The organism is Stenotrophomonas maltophilia, assembly GCF_002799245.1.
In the GTDB taxonomy this organism is placed as follows: Bacteria; Pseudomonadota; Gammaproteobacteria; order Xanthomonadales; family Xanthomonadaceae; genus Stenotrophomonas; species Stenotrophomonas maltophilia_S.
On the sequence record NZ_NEQV01000007.1, the window covers coordinates 219,121 to 235,073 of the forward strand.

A 15,953-nucleotide genomic window follows, 5' to 3' on the forward strand; every position below is an offset into this window, starting at 1 on the left:
GTCCGAAGTGAAACTCAGGGATAGATGATGGTGTAACCCACGGTAGTGCTGACGCTGCCGCCCCGCGCGGCGGCGGTGGCATGCATGGCCGCCGCCAGGCTGATTCGCGCCCACCCGGTACTGTCCGGAACATCGATGACAGGGGAGCCGGCATTGGTCAGCAGATTGATGTCCGAGAAGGTGCCGCCGCCCTCGTTGTACATCACCACAACGTCGACATTGCGGGCGGTTCCTGTATTGGCAAGGCGCCCTTCCGGATTGATGTTCGGGCCGGAAAATTCCACCTGCACCTTTTCCTGCAGGCAGGGTTTCGCTACCGAACCCACGGTGATGTAGAAGGTTGATGCCCGGCTGCGCTCGCCCGCCGCATGGAGGTCCGAACTGGGCACCGAGACCAGCTGTACCGTGCCGTCCGTGCTGGAGCCGCGGTTCACGGTGATGGCGCAGCTGCTTCCAATCATTTCGCCACTGAATGTCACCTGGGCTTCCTGCGCCCAAGCGGCAGGCATCATCGCCAGCAAGGCCGTAGCCAGCATTGCGCGCATCTTCATTGACCATCCTCCATCGTGAAGCCACATCCGGCAGGGCGGAGACGTGGAACTGGGGGCCATCCTAGACAGGGATGCCAACCCTCCCCATAGGACAGGGCTCAAAAGTACCTGCAGCCCAGAGCGACTCGGCCGGCCGCATCGGCCGTGCCCGCGAGAACGGTGAGTTGGAGCACTGCGCCGCCCCCCGGATCATGGGGCCTGATGAAGCGCGATGTGGCATGCAGCAGCCGAGCATGGCTCGGCTACAGGGGGGCTGGCGGAATGCCTGGCCGAATCCTCATCGGGCAGTGTGTGCAGCGGTCAACCAGGCGGACGTGCCAAGGCGCCAATCTACGCCCCCCAAAACACATTCCTGCAGGGGCATAATCGGGTATCGCTTATATCCGGGGCGCATCAATGAGCGTCGAGAACTACGATCAGTTGGCCCTGTTCGCCCTGGTGGCGCGGGAGCGCAGCTTCACCCGGGCCGCTGCCCAGTTGGGCATGTCCCAGCCTGCCCTCAGCCGATCGATGCGTCAGCTGGAGGAGCGCCTGGGCGTGCGCCTGCTTGCCCGGACCACCCGCAGCGTTTCGCCCACCGAGGCCGGAGAACAACTGCTGCGGGTGATTGCCCCGCGTTTCGAGGAGATCGATTCGGAGCTTGCCCAGCTCAATGCGTATCGCGACAAACCCGCCGGGCGCCTTCGCATCACCGCAGGAGAACACGCTGCACTGACCGTGATGCAGCCCGTGCTGGGCAAGTTGCTGCCAGCCAACCCCGACCTGAACATCGAAGTGATCGTCGACTACGGGCTGACCGACATCGTGGCCGAGGGCTTCGACGCCGGCATCCGCATGGGCGAGCAGGTGGCCAGGGACATGATTGCCGTGCGTGTTGGGCCTGACCTGCGCATGGCCGTGGTCGGTTCGCCTGGCTACTTCCAGCGCCATCCAAAGCCGAAATCACCGCACGACCTGACCCGGCACAACTGCATCACCATCCGCCTGCCGACCCACGGCGGAATTTTCGCGTGGGAGTTCGAGAAGAAGGGCCAGGAGCTGAAAGTACGGTTCCCCACATCGCGATTGCGCGATCCAGGCGAATGCCTGGACGATATACGGGCGGGCCCGCGATCCAGCGGAGCGTTGCGCTAGGGAGTTGTGCGGTTGCGCTGAGCGTAGGCCAATAGCGCGCTGGCAAGCAGGCCCAGTACCACCATCGATGGGAGCAGCCAGGTTTCGATGGCAAGATCGACGCTGCCCAGGAAGATTGTCGTGCCGCGGATGAAGTACGGGTGGACTTCACCCGTGCCCGCGTTCGGGACCAGGGGTGCGTGCTGCAGCTGCCAGGTGCTGATGAAGTAGGAGGCGACCGCCCCCGTGATCGCCACTGCGCCGAGCGTCCACCCGGCGATCGCGGCCATCCGGCGTGAAGTCCTTTTCAATGGCGCCCCTCCTTCATGTTGGCTGTGACCAGCTGACTATCGTTGCGGATTGCGTTGGCCGCACTGCCGCCCTCTGCAGCCGCCCCGATGATAGCGCCGGGCTGGGCTGCCGGTGACTGGCGGAGCCGGCCAGCGGCTGGCACGACCCGGGCGATCAGCCTGCGGCTTCCAGCCCCTTGCCTGCCGCATCCATCCGCAGCGAGGCCAGGTACCGGCAGTACTTGCCCACGAAAATGCCGGTGAACCCGCCCGCCAGCAGCAGGTAGGCGGCACTGAAGCCGGCATGGGCAACCAGCGACGGCGACACCGCAAATGCGACTTCGAAGCCGTACTTCACCACGAAGGTGATCAGCAGCAGCGGCAGCAGGCTGAAGTCCGCGCTGCGCCAGAGCTTGCCGGTGCTGCGGTCCAGCGTCAGCTTCAACCGGTTCAGCAGCAGCCAGGCCAGCGCGGCCCCGGTGCCGATACCGGCCAGCCATTCGCTCCAGGCGGCCAGCGACGCGCCGAAGCGATGACTGATCGACCACGCCCCCCACACGGCGAACAGGGCCGGCACGATCGCCAGCTTCTGCAGCGAGGTCTCACCCGGCTTCATGGCGGCGATGCCCCGGGTGATCAGGAAGGCCAGGAGCAGCCAGACCCAGACCGGGGTCTGCGAGGCGAGTTGCTGGAGCATGTTCATGAGCGGTCCCCTTGGTGAGTGGTGGCGAGGTGCCCTCGCCTTGGCGCTCACTATTCGCTTCCGCCCGGGTTGCAGCCAGTGACAGCTGTCAGGTGTCGGATATTACGGGGTAGCCGCCGATGCGGAGATCGTGCGGATACCCACGGCATCGGCCGGGCCTGCGCCCCCAAGCTCCAGGCAACCTCAGCGGTCATCCGGCCTGAAACTCATGTTCCTTCCGGTGCGAGCATCTTTCTATCAAACTCAAGGCGTTCATCCAGGTGCCTCCGGGCGACCCCCAGTTCACTCTCGATATAGTTGAAGGCTCCCGTGAAAGCGTTGCTGGCCAGCTTCTGGTGCGGAGGAGCCAATTCTCCAGCCATACTCATCAGGACCTCCTTCAGCCGCTTGAGCCAGGGCCATTCGCTCTCCAGCACTCCTCTTCCGTCACGCGCATATCGATGCGTCAGGGCATCCAGAAGCCTTGAGCGTACACAGCCGTCGTCAAGAAGAAGCGCGGCAAATTCCTGGGCATCCACCAGATGCAGCCATGGTTGCTCTCCTGGCTGCTCGTTTTCATTGAATTGCAGGGCATCCAGCCGCCCCTCGGAAATATCCTGCATCCACTTGCGCGTCTCGCCCTGGAGTTCATCCGTGCGTTTACGGGCAATGTGCTCGCGGATCACATCTGCCGCTGCATTGAACGTCTTGCCTGATGAGTGATAGATGTAGCCAGCGTACTGCATGGTGGACAGCTCCCGCCCGCCTCCCAAGTCCTCGTCCGTCAAACGCACCTGGTACGTCTTCAGATAGGCTTCCAGCCAGGCTTTCACCTGGGTTTCCCTTGGCAGCAGGCCGTCTCCGAGCTCAAACAACTGGAGGTGAATATCCACGACATGCAGCAGAATGCCGGCGTCGTAGATCCGCCCGTTGTGGATTTCGTCCAGCAGCCTGCTCTTCTGCTCCCGGAAGCGCGCTACACCTATCTTCCCTGGTTCGCGCAGCCATTGCCATGCGGGTTGCGCCTGATCTCCAACGATCAGGCGGTGGGTGGAAAGAACCTGCTCAAGGTACTGATCATCTATTTCACCATCGCACCACAACCTTGCCATCATTGCAGGTGAAATGATGGGGTCCAGTGCCCCCATCGTCGAAAGTCGACCATGCACTTCGATCAATCTGCGATCTTTCTCGCTGCGCTTGGCATTCGACCCCAACGCTTTTACTGTCTCAGCCAGGTCCACCTGCGCCCTGCCAATGGTGTCACTACGCAATAGCGACCCCACCGCCACCGAGAAGGAAAGCAGTGAGAGCATGACTTTGCTCGATCGCTCAAGCCTGGGCGCGGCGACGACCAATCGTTGCACATCAAAGATGAGCGCGCGCACACTTCGATAGTTCACGCTATCAAGCGCTTTCAGCACGCCGGCAAGCAATTTCAGATTGCCCAGGACGCAGTCTCGAAGCGATTGGACTGAAAGTTCAGAAGCCACCTCACGCAAGACCTGCTCAGCTTCGGCGCCAACCCGCAACGTCTTGCCGATTACTTTTTCCTTCCAGCGCTGGTAGACGGGGTCCTCGCCAAGCTCACTTTCGTTGGCGATCACGATCACCTTCAGTCCCACGCCCTCGACATAGCGATTGACGACGGCCAATCTTTCGGCCAGGGGCATGCTTGATCTTTCGAAATCGTCGAACACGAGCACGTGACTTCCCGGCTCCCCCAGCCACTTGAGAAGCCCGCTGCCCTCATTGCCGCTCAGGAGGGAGCCCCCGGTAAACTTGCCGTCCGCAAAGCGCAGGCCGCGCATCATCAGCGCGCCCATGGCCTGCATTTCTGGAGACGTCAGTTTGGGGTGCCGCTGAGCGGCAAACTGATTGATCAGATCCTGATGGGAATCTGCACCAAAGAAGCTTGCGATCAGTGCTTTGGGGCGCTCAGGCTGCTTGGCAGCTGTCAGACCGAAATAGTTCTTGATGAATCGAGTCTTCCCGCAGCCCCAGGGCCCAGTGATAAGTACGGCCGTGCCCGGGTCGACATGACCTTCGATGTACGCGTTCAAGTAGCCTTCTACCTGATCTTCCATGCTGAATCTCCGTGGTTATGATCTTGCCGATCCTTGCGCCATGGCGATCGTACACCACGGAGCTTCATGTCGATTCGCGCTGCATGGCAGCGGTAAACATCCCGGCTTTCGTGGCCATGAGCGGGCACTCAGACCCGGGCAGCCCGCACACCTGCCCGATACCGCTCCACCCACTCCAGCGACGGCGCAATGCCGCCGAACGGGAACAGGTGCGGGCTGACCTCGCCATGGGCATCTGTCAGCCCCTGCACCAGGCGATCCACGAACACCTCCGGCCCTGCCGTGCCGAGCAGCCGGCCGATCGAGACGCCATAGCGGGCCAGCATCGATGCACTGGCGCCCACGCCGCACATCGCGGCGTAACGCAGCAGCCGGGGGATGCTGGCCGGCCCCGGCACGCCGACCAGCACGGGAACCGTGATGCCACGCGCGCGCAGTGCCTCCAGCCAGGCCAGCACGAGATCGGCATCGAACGCGAACTGGGTGACGATCGAGGGCGCCATGCCGCGTGCTTCGATGCCCTGGCACTTGCGCTGGAGTGCCTGCCAGCGTTCGTCGCTGCCCATCACCGGGTGACCTTCCGGGTGCCCGCCGATGGCGACGGCCTTGATGCCGGACTGCTCCAGAAGGCCGGTGTCGATGATCGAAGCGCTGTCGGCAAACGGTCCGGCAGGCGTGGCCAGATCGCCAGCGATCAGCAGGCAGCGCTCCACCCCGGCTTCGCTGGCGGCGCGGCCCATGAAACGCTCAAGCGCAGTGCGCGATGCGATGCGGCGGGCAGAGAGATGCGGCATCGGCTCGAAGCCAAGCCCGCGCACCGTGCGCGCGGCGACCAGTCGCGCGTCGTCGTCCTCGCTGGCCAGGTAGGGAATGGAGATGATCGTGCCAGGTGGTATGCGGGCCGCCTCGGCGCGCAGTGCCGGCATGGCTTTCGCGCTGACTTCCAGCGAGAAGGCGTTGATGAAGGCTTGCGCCCGAAGTGAGGTGCCTGCCGACATCAACGCGCTCCGCCCACAGTGCCGGCCAGCGGCGAGCTGTTGCGGGCCAGTTCGATGAAGGCCTGCAGGTAGTCGATGCCGGTATCCGCCTCGCGCGCGCCCAGGTAGATCTGCTTGGGGATGCCCTTCGCGCCCAGCCGCACCGGCACCACGTCCATGCGCGCGGCGTACTCTTCCACCAGCCAGCGCGGCATGGCGGCGACTCCCCGCCCGCTGGCCACCATCTGCATCATGATGTCGGTGGTTTCAATGGCCTTGTGGCGCCGCGGCGTGATGCCGGCCGGCAGCAGGAACTGGTTGTAGATGTCCAGGCGCTCGAAGGGCACCGGGTAGCTGATCAGCACTTCCTGGCTGAGCTGGCGCGGCTTTACGTGGTCTACCTTGGCCAGGGCGTGGCCCTTGGCCACCACCAGCACCTGCTCGTAGTCGAACACGGGGATGAACTTCAGGCCCGGCTTCAGCAGTGGGTCGGGCGTGACCAGCAGGTCGATCTCGTAGCCGAACAGCGCGCCGATGCCGCCGAACTGGAACTTCTGCTTGACGTCCACATCCACATCCGGCCAGGCGGCCAGGTAGGGCGAGACGATCTTCAGCAGCCACTGGTAGCAGGGATGGCATTCCATGCCGATGCGCAGCGCACCACGCTCGCCCTGGGCGAACTGGCCCAGCCGTTCCTCGGCCAGGTCCAGCTGCGGCAGCACCCGGTTGGCGACGGCCAGCAGGTACTGCCCGGCCTGGGTCAGCCGCAGACTGCGGCCTTCGCGCAGCCAGACATCGGTGCCGAGCTGCTGCTCGAGCTTCTTCATGCTGTGACTCAGGGCCGACTGGGTCAGGTTGAGCACGCCGGCGGCGGCGGTGAGCGACCCCTGCTGCTCGACCTGCTGCACGATGCTGAGGTGGATGCGTTCCAGCATGACGATGAATCCTGCTCATGGATTGGTGAAGTAATACCATTTTACGTCATGGAAAGGCATGACTAGCATCGGGTCATGCTTTCACCCACCCGCTCCCTTCGTATCGTCGCCGTTTCCGGCGGACTGCAGCGCCCCTCACGCGCCGCCACCCTGTGCGAGCACCTGCTCGACCTGATCGGCGAATGCACGCCCAGCGAACCGCACCTGATCGAGCTGGGCCAGCTGGCACCACAGCTGGCTGGCGCGCTGTGGCGCTCGCAGCTGCCCGAAGCGGTCGAGCGGCAGCTGGTCGCCGTTGAACAGGCCGACGTGCTGGTGGTGGCCACGCCGGTCTACCGCGGCTCCTACACCGGCCTGTTCAAGCACTTCTTCGACTTCATCGACCAGGATGCACTGGTCGATACCCCGATCCTGCTGGCCGCTACCGGCGGCAGTGAGCGCCACGCACTGGTGATCGACCACCAGCTGCGGCCGCTCTTCAGCTTCTTCCAGGCCCGCACCCTGCCCCTGGGCGTGTACGCCACCGACCGCGATTTCGCCGAGGGACGCGTGCACAACGAAGCACTGATCCAACGCGCGCGGCTGGCGGTGCAGCGGGCAATGCCGTTGCTGGCGCTGCCCCAGCGTGCCGCGCCCGCCGTCGCCGAGGCCACCGCAGCCCTTTGAATGCCAAATGCCACCGACCTGCATTTGGATGTGACCCCGCAAACCGGAACGCCGCCCATGACGACCGACACCTTCACCTTCAGCATCACGCGCATCCCCTTCAACGAGGATTACCAGCCGGCCGAGGGCACGCGCATCACCACCAACTTCGCCAACCTGGCCCGCGGCGCGTCCCGGCAGGAAAACCTGCGCAACACGATCAGCATGATCAACAACCGCTTCAACGACCTGGCCCATTGGGACAACCCGAACGCGGACCGCTATGCGGTCGAGCTGGACATCATCTCGGTGGAGATGCACATCGATGGCGGCGATGGCAGTGATCCGTTCCCGTTGATCGAGGTGCTGCGGCCGACCATCGTCGACACCCGCACCGGCGCGCGCAGCGAAGGCATCGTCGGCAACAATTTCTCGTCGTACGTGCGTGACTACGATTTCAGCGTGGTGCTGCCGGCCAGCAACGAGGGCAAGGCCACCTTCGGCATTCCGGACGGCTTCGGTGACCTGCACGGCAAGCTGTTCAAGCACTTCCTGGACTCGGACGCCTACCGCGCCAATTTCAGCAAGGGCCCGGTCATCTGCATCAGTGTTTCCAGCAGCAAGACCTACCACCGCACCGAGAACCATCACCCCATCCTGGGCGTGGAGTACCGCCAGGATGAGTTCTCCCCCACCGACCAGTACTTCGACAAGATGGGCCTGCAGGTGCGCTACTTCATGCCGCCGGGCAGCGTCGCGCCGCTGGCGTTCTACTTCCAGGGCGACCTGCTGGGCGATTACTCGAACCTGGAACTGATCGGCACCATCAGCACGATGGAAGCTTTCCAGAAGATCTATCGCCCGGAGATCTACAACGCCAATTCCGTGGCCGGCAAGGTCTACCAGCCCAGCCTGAAGCACCAGGACTATTCCTCCACCCGCATCGTCTACGACCGCGAAGAGCGCAGCCAGCTGGCGGTCAGGCAAGGCCGGTTCACCGAAGAACACTTCATCAAGCCGTACCGCGCCGTGCTTGAGCAGTGGGCCGCCCGCTGATCCATCGATTTTCCATTCGCCCCCAGGACACCAGAAACAATGCCGACGAAGACGCTGCTCCCCACCTCCACCGCAGGCAGCCTGCCCAAGCCCTCCTGGCTGGCCGAGCCCGAAAAGCTCTGGTCCCCCTGGAAGCTGCAGGACGAGGGCCTGATTGAAGGCAAGCAGGACGCCCTGCGCCTGTCCCTGCAGGAACAGCAGCATGCCGGCATCGACATCGTCAGTGACGGCGAGCAGACCCGCCAGCATTTCGTCACCACCTTCATCGAGCATCTCAGCGGTGTTGACTTCGAGAAGCGCGAAACCGTGCGCATCCGCAACCGCTACGATGCCAGCGTGCCGACCGTGGTGGGCGCCGTGAGCCGCCCCAGGCCGGTGTTCGTCGAGGATGCGAAGTTCCTGCGCCGCCAGACCACGCAGCCGATCAAATGGGCGCTGCCCGGCCCGATGACGATGATCGACACGCTGTACGACGCGCACTACAAGAGCCGTGAAAAGCTGGCCTGGGAGTTCGCGAAGATCCTCAACGAGGAAGCACGCGAGCTGGAGGCGGCCGGCGTGGACATCATCCAGTTCGACGAGCCGGCCTTCAATGTGTTCTTCGACGAAGTGAACGACTGGGGCGTGGCCGCCCTGGAACGGGCCGTCGAGGGCTTGAAGTGCGAGACCGCCGTGCATATCTGCTACGGCTACGGCATCAAGGCCAATACCGACTGGAAGCAGACGCTGGGGTCGGAATGGCGCCAGTACGAAGAATCGTTCCCGAAGCTGCAGGCCTCCAGCATCGACATCATCTCGCTGGAATGCCAGAACTCGCACGTGCCGATCGACCTGATCGAGCTGGTGCGCGGCAAGAAGGTGATGGTGGGCGCCATCGATGTGGCCTCCAACACGGTGGAAACACCGGAGGACGTGGCCAACACCCTGCGCAGGGCGCTGCAGTTCGTCGACGCCGACAAGCTCTACCCGAGCACCAACTGTGGCATGGCGCCACTGGCACGCGACGTCGCGCGGGGCAAGCTGCGGGCACTCAGTGCCGGCGCGAAGATCGTGCGCGAGGAGCTTTCGGCATAACCCAGGACGAGGGCCCGCGCAAACGAGCCCTCAGCCCACCCTTCGGATTCATGCGTCCATTCTGCCTGGCAGGGCTGGCGCCTGGTGTTTCGCCCGTGCCAGCCGCAGGAAGAAGTACGCGATCACGACCAGGCCCATTGCCGAAGGCAGCAGCTGTGACCAGGGCTGCCCCACGCGGACGACGTTGCCGACCAATGCAGAGAGCATGGCGAACACCGAGGCGGTCATCTTGTAGGTGTGCTCGAACCGCCAGATCGAGCCGTGCCAGCGCCTGGGGAACGCCCACTTGGCGGCGTCGTAAAGCAGGACCAGCCACAGCGCGGCGACGGCGGAGTAGTCCACCGCCGTGAGCCTGCCTGCGCGAAGCAGGACCTCCATCGAAAGAGGCAGCGCGATCACAAAGGCGGCCAACAGCACCACGCCATCGATCAGCGCCGGCCCCCTTCCCTGCATGCGGGCCGCGCGCAGGCCCCCCATCAGCTGATACGGGACCAGCAGGCTCAGGACCGCGAACGCGGGCAGGAACCGGAAGAAGATCGTGCCGATGGCGGCCGTTGCACACACCACCAGGGCGAGGCAGAAAAAGGTGGTCCCGAGCCGCTTGTGCGCCACCGTCCCCTTCTGCCGGAACAGCACGAGGAACCCTGCTGCCAGCGCGGCGGAGCCCGCAGCTACGTGAATCACGATATTTGCCAGATGCACGGCTTCCCCCTGGAATGTGCAGGACCCACGCGGAGAGGCGGCATTGCCCTCCTTGCCCGCTCACTTTCGTACGCCTTCCAGGCCGGCCGCACGCGGAGGGTGACGAAGGGCTGCCGGGGCCGACGAAACAGGCTGCAGCCGGACCCAGTAGCTGCCTACGCCCCCGTGGGAAGGCGGAGTGCGCGCATAACCAATGCCTGCGCACACGTCGCGGCAGTCGTTGCGCGAGCCCCGGAGGAATCGCCGCTCATGGCGGCGTTGCACGCGGGTTGCGCAGGGCCAGCGCCTGCTTGATCCGCCCCATCTCCCCCGCCCCGGCCTCGGCCAGGCGACGGGCCTGCTGCCGCTGCTCCCGTGTAAGTACGGGCGGCGCAGCGCCGGCTTCCGGCGCTGCGTCCACCAGGCGTGCCACGGCATCGCGCAGCCGCAGCTGCGGGCAGAGCCGTGCGGCACACCAGCGCTCGGCATAGCGCCGGGCCTGACGCACGTTCGCAGCCGCCACCACCTTGGTCTGGGACATCTTGCGTGCGTCCAGGTACACCCGGAAGCCAAGCTCGGCATGCGGCACGATGTTGGCCACGGAGCGCCCGTTCCACCACAGGTCCCAGCGCTCGCCGCTCTGCACCCAGCCCGAGGGCCGGGTGACTGTCATGAACTCTGGAAGATCGAAGGGAGAATGCATGGCCGGAAGAATACGATCGGCCGTCGCACGGAATGAGATTGCGATGGCGCGGCGGCCGGCGAGCATGAATCGTTCAAGAAGGCATCCGGTGCCGGCCTTTGCGGGGCGTTACCCTGTTCATCATGTCTTCCGCGCTCAACCTTCCCCGTAGCGACCTGCTGGCCAATGCCGGGGCGCTGCCCCGGCTGCCGGGTGTGTATACCTTCCATGATGCGGCGGGCGCCGCGCTGTACATCGGCAAGAGCGTGGACATCCGGCGGCGGGTACTGGATCACCTGCGGGCGCCGGACGAGCGGCGCCTTGTCGACCGGACCACGCATTTTTCCTGCATCCGCACCGCAGGCGACATCGGCGCACAGTTGCTGGAAGCGCGGCTGATCAAGCAGGCCATGCCGCTGTTCAACCAACGGCTGCGGCGCAACAAGCGCCTGTGCACGATTGTGCTGGCCGATGATGCCGTTCGTATCGAGGATGTCCACGCAGCCGATCCTTTGCGGGCCTATGGCCTGTTCCCCAGCCGCCATGCGGCCGTCGCCGCGCTTGAGCGCCTGGCGGAGGAGCACCGGCTCTGCCTGGGCCGGCTGGGCATCGAATCCGTCCGTGCGGGCGTGCCCTGCTTCCGTCATCTGCTCAAGCGTTGTTCGGGCGTCTGCAACGGAATGGAATCGACGTCAGCGCATGACGAGCGCCTGCGCACCGGCCTGGCCGGTTACCACCAGCGGGCCTGGCCCTACGCCGGGGCGATCGGCATCGAGGAGCGCTCGGAGGATCTGAAGCAGATCCATGTGGTGCGCAACTGGACATACCTGGGATCGGCGCCGACGATCGCGGCGGCGCGCCGCCTTGATACCCCGGCGGTCGGGTTTGATCGTGATGGCTACAGCGTGCTTGCAAGGCCGCTGATCGGTGAGTCGGTGAAGGTGATTTCGTTGTAGCGGATCGCTGGCAGGTCGGGTCGGTCCTTGCCGTTACGCTATCGAGGTGCGCTGACAATTCCGCCGAAGAACCAGGATCGAATTGCATCACTGACCTCCGGTACAGTCTTTGCACCAGCGCTTGCGCGCATTGACGTAAGCCGAGAGGTCGTTGTAACCAAGCTCTGCGGCAATCTGAGCCCGGCCAATACCTTGCATCTGCAGATACTGCTCAAGTTCGGCGCGAGCCCGATCCAGAATGCAGCGAAAGGTCATGCCTTCTTGTTCCAGGCGCCGACGCAGGGTGCGTGGACTCTGATGCAGCTCCTGAGCCAGCTGATCCAGAGTGATCAATTGACCAGCGTCGAGACCTCGGCGAACACCTTTGGCCACCCTGCCAGACCAGCCGCTCAGCTGATGCTGGCGCGTCAATCTGCGATCCAGTTCCTGACAAGACACGTCCCACATTCCTTGGTGGCGCGTCTTCAGCGGCAAGCTCAGGCTCGCGCGATCAAAGCACATGCAGTTGCAACCACAGTCAAACCGAACATCATCACCGAACCATTCGTTATATTCGGAATGATAGGTTGGCCGTCGATGGGCAAAACATGCCCTTTGCGGCAGAAGTGAAGTGCCTGTCGCCTCACGCAACACACTGAGCGACATCACACAGTAGTGCTCAACCATATGGCGCGCCAAGCAGGCAGGCGCATCAATACGAATTTCAACCCCCAGGAAATCGCCTTCTTCGACCAGCACGACCTCATCCATATCGGATGCCAGTTGTGCATAACTCGCCCAGAAGCGAACAGCCCCGGCAAGGTCCGCGCTATACAAGGCCGCGTGCAGCAGTACGCTCCAGTCCTGACGGCTGAAGTGCGAGAACAGGTGCAAACCTATCGCCGGATCATTGCTGGCTGCTAGAGACCAAAGTTTCTTCAGGGCAACCATGCTGTAGCTGGAACCGGCCTGCAGATGGCATCTCTTCAGGTGGCGCTCCAGTACGCGTCCAAGTGGACCATGGTGAAACCGCTCGATCGAGTGCGTGACCGATTCTCGGGGGATTATGTCCGTTTTGCGCATATCGTGTAATGGGCTCATGGGTTTTCATTGGCTGGCACTGCCGTTATCGACACCAGTCGAAGAGTGCCATGTGCAAGGAATAATAACCAGCAACCCACCCCGATCATTGCCTCAATTCCGATCGGCTTCATCCCTCATTCCATCGAGAAACAATATAGAGGTCAACATGGGAACCCATAGTAAAGAAGTGCCTGGGTACGGAACCATTTATACGTCTGATGGTGCAGTTGATACGTCGGTACTGCTAGGCCAAGGATTGATAAAATCCCTAAAGAACAATACTCCCCCCAAAGAAGATCCAGGCTCAGCAGAAGCGAAGGACCTGGAGGCGCTATTCAAGGGAATAAAGGCTTTTGGCAAGGCGGCCTCAGCTGCCGGAAGTGTCATGTCCCTCATTTCAAGGAATGACGCCGGCCAGCAAGTATTCATGATGAATGTAAAAAACTACTCTCCGTATGTGCTCTCCTGCTTTAATGAAGGGAACGCAGGGTTTGATGATTGCTATCTCACTGAGTCATTCAACTCCGTACTGCCGGAATCCAGTGGTGTTTTCAGGTTCACCATTAATCACGATAAACATCTGGGAAATGTTGGATTTGACCTGAATCTTTACATTACAGACCCGGAAACAAAAAAAAGCCTAAAAACAAAACTAAGATTCTACAGCAATTCCAACTATAACGCGGACGACAATGGGAAATTTGGACTGCAGGAAATTACAGTCCAGGGAATTTCCCCCGGCGCCATTGTGCATGGCGGCTATGACACAACCATTGCGGGATTTGCGTTTGATGGCGGCGACGCATACCCCTCATATTCATTCGCAACCTATGTGCAGAAGAACCTCACAACGGACTTTTCCTTGTCTTTGATCCCATTCTCTAAGTAAGCGGGAGGCACCATGTTGATCAAATTTTACGATAGCGAACAGGCGATCATTAACTACTCGGTAGATGAGGGGGTGTATTACTTAAATCAGCTGGCAGACGACAATGCCTCTCCTCATGCGCAATCTGTTTCGGGGCCGATTATCGCAGGAGTAAGCGCCGCAGCAGCACTTGTAGGCGCTGGCGTCTCACTTACGCAAGGCATCCGCAATCTGAAACAGACGAGCGAAACAAGTTATCACGTCGAAGTAACCATTACCAACAAGACAAACTATCTTCTTGGCGTAGGCGAGATCGATAAGCACCTGGGCGAATGTTCCGATAATTTCATTTTCCCAGGGCAGCAGGGAGCCGTGACATTTACTGAGCGGATCGGCCCTTATAGCAGCTCATCCTCTGATGGATCGATCATTTATATGGCCCTGATTTCAGAAGCCGAGAGCCTCAGATTTTCATGCGGCATTTCCGATCAAACCACCAAAGACACATCCAAATTGATTCAGATGTCGCATCTGACATTGAATGATGACAAAGGGCATGCAACCTCTACAGTCGTAAGCTCGCATCTGAATGACAACAATGAAAATCCGAGATTCGGCCTGTTTACAATAACCACGGATGATGGAGACGTTTTCAGCTTCGTCTGCTCACAGGCGGGCACCTCCGACCATGCCATCCTGAATATGACAATCCTGCAAAGGTTGAAACTGCCAGCGTAGGATCAAGCCCAGGAGGATCGACTTCTACCTAGTCTCATCTGATCCAATCAAGCGCCACTGGATATCCAGTGGCGCAGCCTACGGGTACCGCAAGGGCATCACAGGTCTGCGGGAGACGGGTAAGACGTGAAGTTACTGGAAGCGCGACCGATTCGACGAGCCAGTGAAGCTCATTGCTCTCCAGCGGAGCGCCGGTGCCCACCTGCGGGCGCCCCCCTGCACCCTGCGGCGCAATGGACTGAGGGCATCCGCGCCTATCGGGACGTACCCGCATCCGCACGCGTTTCACGCGCCGCGATTCTTTCGACCAGCGTATCAACCGCCGCCTCCATGGCGCGGGCGGTCTGGTCGCCACTCTGGTTGGTGATGACGAAAATGCCGAGATCGTACTTGGGCATGATGTAGATGTAGCACTGCGAACGGGGCACGCCGCCGTGGTGAGCGTAGTAGGTGCCCTTCAGGCGATCGCCGGAAACGATGTTCCAGAAGTAGCCGATACTGAGCGCATCGTCGAACCTGGCCAGGGCGCGGTGAGATTCCTTCACCACCGGACCATCGGCCAGCTGGAACTGAAGGTACCTCACCATGTCCGGAACCGTCGCTCTCACATTGCCGGAGGCGCCCCAGGGCAACAGAGGCATCGGCGAGGTCGGCACCGGGTTGTCACTGTGGTAGCCGACCGCCATTGATGACGCCTCGGCATCGCCCAGGCTGATCCTGATGCCCGCCATCCCGGCCGAGTCGCTGAAGTACCCGCGTAGCAACGCCTCGTAGTCACGCTGGTAGACCTGCTCCAGAATGTGCGCGGTCAGCTGCGTGCCGGCGCTGGAGTACGCGTACTCCTTCCCCGGCATGCGGGGTAGCTGCACAGCACGCAGATCCTTCAGGAAATCGGCCTTGCCGTAGCCTGTGTAGATGGCATTGAGGTCGGCGGGCGTGCGGTGAGCGGTGAAGTCTGCCAGCACCGTGTTGGCGCGCTCCGGCAGCATGTTCGGCAGGCCACTGGTATGCGACAGCAGGTGGTGGATGCGGATGGGCTCGGCCTTGTACTGCAGGTTTGGATAGTCGCCCTGCAGGTACAGGCGAATATCGTCGTCCAGCCGCAGCCTGCCTTCCAGTACCGCGTTGGCGACCAGGGTGCCGGCCAGCGTCTTGCTCAACGAACCAATTTCGTAGAGGGTCGCGTCGGTTGGTGGCCCGGGCTTGCCGGTCTCCATGTCGCCGCGATGACGGACGAAGGTCTGGCCCCGGTAGACCACGCCAATCGAGGTCGAGTGCAGCAACGGCTGCTCGATCAGGGTCTGGGCCACCTCATCGATGTCCGGGCCAAGATCCTTCGCCGGAGACGCCTTGGCACCGGAGCAACCCACAGCCAGCAGCGCGGCGGACAGGGCCAAGGCATGCAGCCAGCACCTGTAGCGAACAGTCATCGAATTGGCGTCCATGCGTCGGCGCTTGAGGAGGCGTGGGAACGGGGGCTCACGATAGCCGATTGCCATGGGTCGCTGGAGGTGCCATCGGACACCTCCCGCGGGATTCAGTGCCGTGCGCGATCA

At 62.3% G+C, this 15,953-nt stretch carries 16 protein-coding genes and 1 pseudogene; 7 read left to right on the top strand and 10 right to left on the bottom strand.

The window, feature by feature from the left end:
* Window positions 1–14 precede the first annotated feature (14 nt).
* Window positions 15–551: a fimbrial protein gene (locus B9Y64_RS19440; protein ID WP_100442050.1), complete on the bottom strand. Its 537-nt coding sequence runs from the start codon at window positions 549–551 to the stop codon at window positions 15–17.
* 420 nt (window positions 552–971) lie between these two features.
* Between B9Y64_RS19440 and B9Y64_RS19445 the strand changes: the two genes are divergently transcribed.
* Window positions 972–1,685: a LysR family transcriptional regulator gene (locus B9Y64_RS19445; protein ID WP_238379942.1), complete on the top strand. Its 714-nt coding sequence runs from the start codon at window positions 972–974 to the stop codon at window positions 1,683–1,685.
* Here the strand turns inward: B9Y64_RS19445 and B9Y64_RS19450 are convergent.
* The 5 genes from B9Y64_RS19450 to B9Y64_RS19470 form a co-directional block, all read right to left on the bottom strand.
* On the bottom strand, window positions 1,682–1,954 hold the full coding sequence (locus tag B9Y64_RS19450) for a hypothetical protein (protein WP_100442052.1): 273 nt from the start codon (window positions 1,952–1,954) through the stop codon (window positions 1,682–1,684). The two genes, B9Y64_RS19445 and B9Y64_RS19450, sit on opposite strands and share 4 nt — an antisense overlap.
* A 175-nt stretch (window positions 1,955–2,129) precedes the next feature.
* Window positions 2,130–2,657: a DUF6622 family protein gene (locus B9Y64_RS19455; RefSeq protein WP_100442053.1), complete on the bottom strand. Its 528-nt coding sequence runs from the start codon at window positions 2,655–2,657 to the stop codon at window positions 2,130–2,132.
* Window positions 2,658–2,863: 206 nt separating this feature from the next.
* The gene (locus B9Y64_RS19460) at window positions 2,864–4,723 is read right to left on the bottom strand and encodes a P-loop NTPase fold protein (protein ID WP_100442054.1); all 1,860 of its coding nucleotides are present in this window, start codon (window positions 4,721–4,723) and stop codon (window positions 2,864–2,866) included.
* A gap of 128 nt (window positions 4,724–4,851) precedes the next feature.
* Window positions 4,852–5,721, bottom strand: coding sequence for a methylenetetrahydrofolate reductase (locus tag B9Y64_RS19465; protein WP_100442055.1), 870 nt, complete (start codon window positions 5,719–5,721; stop codon window positions 4,852–4,854).
* Window positions 5,721–6,635: a LysR family transcriptional regulator gene (locus B9Y64_RS19470; RefSeq protein WP_100442056.1), complete on the bottom strand. Its 915-nt coding sequence runs from the start codon at window positions 6,633–6,635 to the stop codon at window positions 5,721–5,723. The genes B9Y64_RS19465 and B9Y64_RS19470 overlap by 1 nt, the downstream gene beginning before the upstream one ends.
* Before the next feature lie 75 nt (window positions 6,636–6,710).
* On the opposite strand from B9Y64_RS19470, the gene msuE reads away from it, so the two are divergent.
* The 3 genes from msuE to B9Y64_RS19485 are packed head-to-tail and all read left to right on the top strand — an operon-like array spanning window position 6,711 to window position 9,410.
* Window positions 6,711–7,301 carry an FMN reductase gene (gene msuE / locus B9Y64_RS19475; RefSeq protein WP_100442057.1) on the top strand — a complete coding sequence of 197 codons (591 nt, stop codon included), beginning with the start codon at window positions 6,711–6,713 and terminating at the stop codon, window positions 7,299–7,301.
* A 57-nt stretch (window positions 7,302–7,358) separates the two neighbouring features.
* Window positions 7,359–8,336, top strand: coding sequence for a DUF1852 domain-containing protein (locus B9Y64_RS19480; RefSeq protein WP_100442058.1), 978 nt, complete (start codon window positions 7,359–7,361; stop codon window positions 8,334–8,336).
* Window positions 8,337–8,375: 39 nt separating this feature from the next.
* Window positions 8,376–9,410 carry a methionine synthase gene (locus B9Y64_RS19485; RefSeq protein ID WP_100442059.1) on the top strand — a complete coding sequence of 345 codons (1,035 nt, stop codon included), beginning with the start codon at window positions 8,376–8,378 and terminating at the stop codon, window positions 9,408–9,410.
* A gap of 48 nt (window positions 9,411–9,458) precedes the next feature.
* Here B9Y64_RS19485 and B9Y64_RS19490 read toward each other — a convergent pair whose 3' ends face one another.
* A complete protein-coding gene (locus B9Y64_RS19490) occupies window positions 9,459–10,112 on the bottom strand; it encodes a hypothetical protein (RefSeq protein WP_157804542.1) in 654 nt (217 codons plus the stop codon).
* 265 nt (window positions 10,113–10,377) lie between these two features.
* Window positions 10,378–10,794: pseudogene (locus tag B9Y64_RS19495) on the bottom strand (hypothetical protein); the annotation flags it as partial.
* A gap of 122 nt (window positions 10,795–10,916) precedes the next feature.
* On the opposite strand from B9Y64_RS19495, the gene B9Y64_RS19500 reads away from it, so the two are divergent.
* A complete protein-coding gene (locus tag B9Y64_RS19500; RefSeq protein ID WP_157804543.1) occupies window positions 10,917–11,729 on the top strand; it encodes an endonuclease in 813 nt (270 codons plus the stop codon).
* An 87-nt stretch (window positions 11,730–11,816) separates the two neighbouring features.
* Here the strand turns inward: B9Y64_RS19500 and B9Y64_RS19505 are convergent, their stop codons facing one another.
* Window positions 11,817–12,809 carry an AraC family transcriptional regulator ligand-binding domain-containing protein gene (locus tag B9Y64_RS19505; protein WP_202909087.1) on the bottom strand — a complete coding sequence of 331 codons (993 nt, stop codon included), beginning with the start codon at window positions 12,807–12,809 and terminating at the stop codon, window positions 11,817–11,819.
* Window positions 12,810–12,957: 148 nt separating this feature from the next.
* Between B9Y64_RS19505 and B9Y64_RS22080 the strand changes: the two genes are divergently transcribed.
* Window positions 12,958–13,680, top strand: coding sequence for a hypothetical protein (locus tag B9Y64_RS22080; RefSeq protein ID WP_157804544.1), 723 nt, complete (start codon window positions 12,958–12,960; stop codon window positions 13,678–13,680).
* 12 nt (window positions 13,681–13,692) lie between these two features.
* Entirely contained in the window at window positions 13,693–14,397 is a 705-nt protein-coding gene (locus B9Y64_RS22085; RefSeq protein WP_157804545.1) for a hypothetical protein, read from the top strand.
* Between the two features lie 254 nt (window positions 14,398–14,651).
* Here the strand turns inward: B9Y64_RS22085 and B9Y64_RS19510 are convergent, their stop codons facing one another.
* Window positions 14,652–15,827, bottom strand: a complete 1,176-nt coding sequence (locus B9Y64_RS19510) for a serine hydrolase domain-containing protein (RefSeq protein ID WP_238379943.1) — start codon at window positions 15,825–15,827, stop codon at window positions 14,652–14,654.
* Window positions 15,828–15,953 lie beyond the last annotated feature (126 nt).